This is a genomic window from Clostridium lacusfryxellense (assembly GCF_018861735.1).
In the GTDB taxonomy this organism is placed as follows: domain Bacteria; phylum Bacillota; class Clostridia; order Clostridiales; family Clostridiaceae; genus Clostridium_AD; species Clostridium_AD lacusfryxellense.
Genome location: NZ_JAHLEB010000108.1, coordinates 1 through 4,280, shown reverse-complemented (window position 1 = coordinate 4,280; position 4,280 = coordinate 1). Strand labels below are relative to the sequence as shown.

The window sequence follows — 4,280 nt, the reverse complement described above, 5'->3', positions numbered from 1 at the left end:
CTCCAGCTCACACCTCACGGTGGATACCTTGTCTTCAGCTAGTGGTTGGTAACTACAGACCCCCACAGTGGACTTTCACCACCTAGTTAATTGCCATGCCTGGCACACTTAAATAAAGGATAAAGTCTACAGACTTTATCCTTTATTTCCATATTGCCTTACAAACCAACGGAATTTATTTTATTACCCAATACTAATAACTCATTATTAGGAGATGTTGATGTTGTATTTACTAAACTTTCGCCAATACTATATCATCAAATGCTACTTTACCAGTAGTTAAACCCCCAGAGCCAAGATTTAAATAGACTTGACTTGTAGTTGATTTTGTAGTAAACGTAACTCCACTACTTATAGTATAATGACCACCATTAGATATAGGTTGCCAAGAAGCATTGTATTCGGAGCATGTTACATTCCCACCATTTCCTGAATCTGTCATACCATCAATTTTCCAAGTCAACGCATATAATGTATTAGGTTTAACATTAACCCATAAGTCAATATTACTTACCTGACCATTTAAAGTACAAACTGCGTAACCTTTACTAAAATCCCATGTTGCATTTCCTATATGAGTTAACCCATAACCATTAGATCCGTTATTAAAATCTCCATTTGTTATAAGATTTGTAACCGGAGTTATTCCCTTACTCAAAGGAATCCGAAAACAAGGAACTCCATTTGAAGTTGGAAGTCCATGAACTATTATAGGAGATTGATTTATATTTACAATACCAAACATAGGAGTTGATAATTTACCTAAAGGGGTTTGGGTATTTGTTACTCTTGAAGGTTGTGGAGATTGCCATATTGTTGTCTTTCCATCTTCCGTCCACATAAAAGCGTAACTTTTATTCTTATTTTGTGCTATAACCATATACATGTTATCTATCTTTGCTAAATCAGAAATAGTTGCACCAGTAAGCAAATCAGAAAGTTTTTTCATAGCAATTCCAGCTGGAAGTATTGCCCTTGTTTTAGGATCCACCAGTCTTAATCTATTGCGTTGAATATCTGCCATATAATAGTAACTTCTTTCTACTCCAGATAGAAGGCTACACAAAAAATATCTTGTTATATAAGCTACACTTAAATCATCAGGCATAAGATTTATATCATCCAACGTAAATGCTCCGTCTTTTAATTCACCATTGTTGTAATACCCACCGTACCCACTTTCTGTATTCCATAATGGACAATCTATATTATTTTTATTAAAAGCATATTTAAACTGATTTGCGATATCAATCATACTTTCAGGTGACGTTGCGTAAAGATGAACTGCACCAATATCAAAATAACCTTTGCTTCCACTTGAAAGAAAACTATCTAACATAGATATATTATCATGTGTATATGAAGGACTTAGAACTTTTGCATTAGGGTCTATAGATTTTATTACATTATATGCCACTTTACACAAATTAACCATCTGAGCAATAGTCCCAGTCCAAAAGTAAGTTACATCAGGTTCATTCCATATTTCATATGCTTGTATTCTACCTTTATATTTAGTTGCTACGGCGGTAATATAATCAATCCAGTCTTGGTTGTTTGGGTTTAAATTGTTATAAGAACTCCAATCTGCAGGTGTCCCTGTGCCTTTAACTCCACCCGTTGCAAAATTAGGTGCTTGCCCAAGAACATATAATACTTCTAATCCGTGTAATTGTGCATAGTCAACATAACTATCCATTATTGTCCAATTAAAATTGCCTTTGGTTGGTTCTATCAACCTCCAGGTAGTTTGTGTATCCCATAACCTTATAGCACCATGTCCTATATCACTCCATTGTGCAGTAGGTGTATTTATATGTGTTCCAAAAAATTGTTTTGGTATTGTGAGACTAGAGTTATTTGTAATATTTGGTTCAATCATTATTACTTCCTCCTATTTTATTAGGAATTTTGGCTTTTTTCTATTACACATTCAATACATAATATTAATCTACTTTATAACTGTGTATACAATAGCCAATAAAAGTATATTAGGTGAAATATTTTTTAACCCATGAATAACTGATCTTGATAACATATTCATCCCTGCTACATAATAAGGGTATGTTCAATCTGAAATATATGTTACATAAACTAAATTAAATAAAGGATAAAGTCTACAATTTTTGTAGACTTTATCCTTTATCCTATTGTGAAGCAACTATATACTTTTTATATCAAATTTATTAAATACATCTTCAATTATATTTTCTTTCAGAATTTTTTGAGGATTGCACCCAACGGCTGTATGTGCACCAACATTTTTATATATCATTGATAATGGTGCTATTATAGCACCTTCTCCTATAGTAACATTCCCTATTATAACTGAATTAGCGCCAATCCATACATTATCTTTAATAGTAGGATATTCTTCTAACCTTTCTCCATTCTCTTGTATCTTGTGTTTAGTACCTATTATTACGCCTTTAAAAATAGTAACATTTGACCCAATAACTGCGTTAAAATTTATAACAGTTCCCCAACCATGAGTTAAACAAAAACCAGGTCCAATACTGGTTTGCCAACTAAATTCTATGCCAGCTTTATTACATACCATTTTGTGTAAAACTCTAAAACAATTTAATAGAAATTTATTTAGCATTGAGCTTTTTTCATTTAGATATTGGCACATTCTCATAGTAAAGATAGGCCTAAAATTTCTATTTAATAGTACGCTTTTAACAATTTGCTTATTACTATATGTTTTTGTTAATCTATAAACATCAGCTTTTAAATAACTTAAACTTTTGCTACTCATTACTATATTCCTCCAAAATTTCTATTTTCAAATCTAACCCATATAATTGTAAATTATACTATATTTTCATTGATTATACTATAACTGAGTCTAAATTTAATCTTTCTTTTTATACAGTTTATTGGAAATTTATTCTTTACCATTACCTATTTATTTATTATAATGTAAAGTAACTAGAGAAAATCAAAAGCAACTAGTTAGAAAGGCAGAAGAAAATGAAAATAGATAAAAAATTATTACAATACTGCTTATATGCTACGGGTACTGTGCTTCTAATTTATTTAGGTATAATACTCTTCAATAATATAGGTGCTATATTTTCTATGGTATTAAGTATACTAGGAAAGATTATTGGAATTATAAAACCACTTCTTATGGCATTAGTAATTGTATATTTGTTGAAGCCAGGTGTGAAAACTATTGAAAATTTCTTAGAAAAGAGAAAAATTTTTAAAAAAGCATCAGCCAGAAGAATAGTCGGAATTTTAGGAGTATACATATTAGTAATAGCAGGTTTCGTAGCTATTATTAGTGGAATCTATATTATGATTGGTGGAAAACTATCTAATAATATTACTATATCTAATATGACAGAATCCCTAAAAGATTATTTGAATAATTCAACATTGTCAGTTAGTTCTATTACTAATAAATTAAAAAACTCAAATATTTCAATACTAGGAAATCTAAATGATAAGATTGCTCAAATTGTAAGCTATATTCAATCATATTTTACTACGAGCATTGGAGTAATGACAGATTCAGTTGTATCTATAGGTGGAAATATAGCCTCATTTTTAATAGCTATAGTCTTAAGCATTTATTTAATACAGGACTCTGAGTACTTTATAGGGTTATGGAATAAAATTTTCAATCTCATATTTGGGAAAAGTAAAGTTGGAAATGAATTTAAAAAGATACTCTTCATTATAGATGATACATTTTATAAATATATAAGAGGTCAATTACTAGAAGCTTTCTTTGTAGGTGTTTTATCTACAATTGTACTGTATTTCATTGGAATAGATTATGCTTTAATAATAGGAATTATTGCAGGTATTTGTAACATGATACCTTATATTGGGCCTATAGTTGGAACTGTTCTCGCAGTAATTATTGCACTATTAAGTGGACAACCTATTACAGCTCTATGGGCAATTATTGGAATGCTTATAGTTCAACAAGTGGACAATAATTTGCTAGCACCCAAAATAGTTGGAGATAGTGTGGGCTTACATCCAGTATTCATTATGCTTGCAATTATTATAGGTGGAAATGTAGGAGGTCTTATAGGGATGCTAATAGCTGTACCAGTTACTGCATCTTTAAAAATATTACTTAGTAAATGGTATAATTATCATATGGAGCGATCTATATAAAGAAATGCCTATTGGTACCCTATATAAATTGAGGCCACTGAAAAACTATATGAAAAATCGTCATCAAATTAAAGATGGCGATTTTTTTTTATAAAAAACTAAAAACAAAAAGGAATTTTAAAAGATATGTCGAATTAGTA

3 protein-coding genes are annotated in these 4,280 nt (G+C 30.4%); 1 reads left to right on the top strand and 2 read right to left on the bottom strand.

Annotation, left to right across the window (positions count from 1 at the left end; all coding sequences use genetic code 11):
- Nucleotides 1–232: 232 nt before the first annotated feature.
- Together KPL55_RS25210 and KPL55_RS25205 are read right to left on the bottom strand one after the other, a co-directional pair.
- Nucleotides 233–1,882, bottom strand: a complete 1,650-nt coding sequence (locus KPL55_RS25210; protein ID WP_216309510.1) for a GH39 family glycosyl hydrolase — start codon at nucleotides 1,880–1,882, stop codon at nucleotides 233–235.
- Nucleotides 1,883–2,161: 279 nt separating this feature from the next.
- Nucleotides 2,162–2,761 (bottom strand): serine O-acetyltransferase, encoded by a 600-nt coding sequence (locus tag KPL55_RS25205; protein WP_216309509.1) that lies wholly within the window; start codon nucleotides 2,759–2,761, stop codon nucleotides 2,162–2,164.
- 215 nt (nucleotides 2,762–2,976) lie between these two features.
- Here KPL55_RS25205 and KPL55_RS25200 point away from each other — a divergent pair, with 215 nt between their 5' ends.
- Nucleotides 2,977–4,140 carry an AI-2E family transporter gene (locus KPL55_RS25200; protein ID WP_216309508.1) on the top strand — a complete coding sequence of 388 codons (1,164 nt, stop codon included), beginning with the start codon at nucleotides 2,977–2,979 and terminating at the stop codon, nucleotides 4,138–4,140.
- The last annotated feature ends 140 nt before the right edge of the window (nucleotides 4,141–4,280 follow it).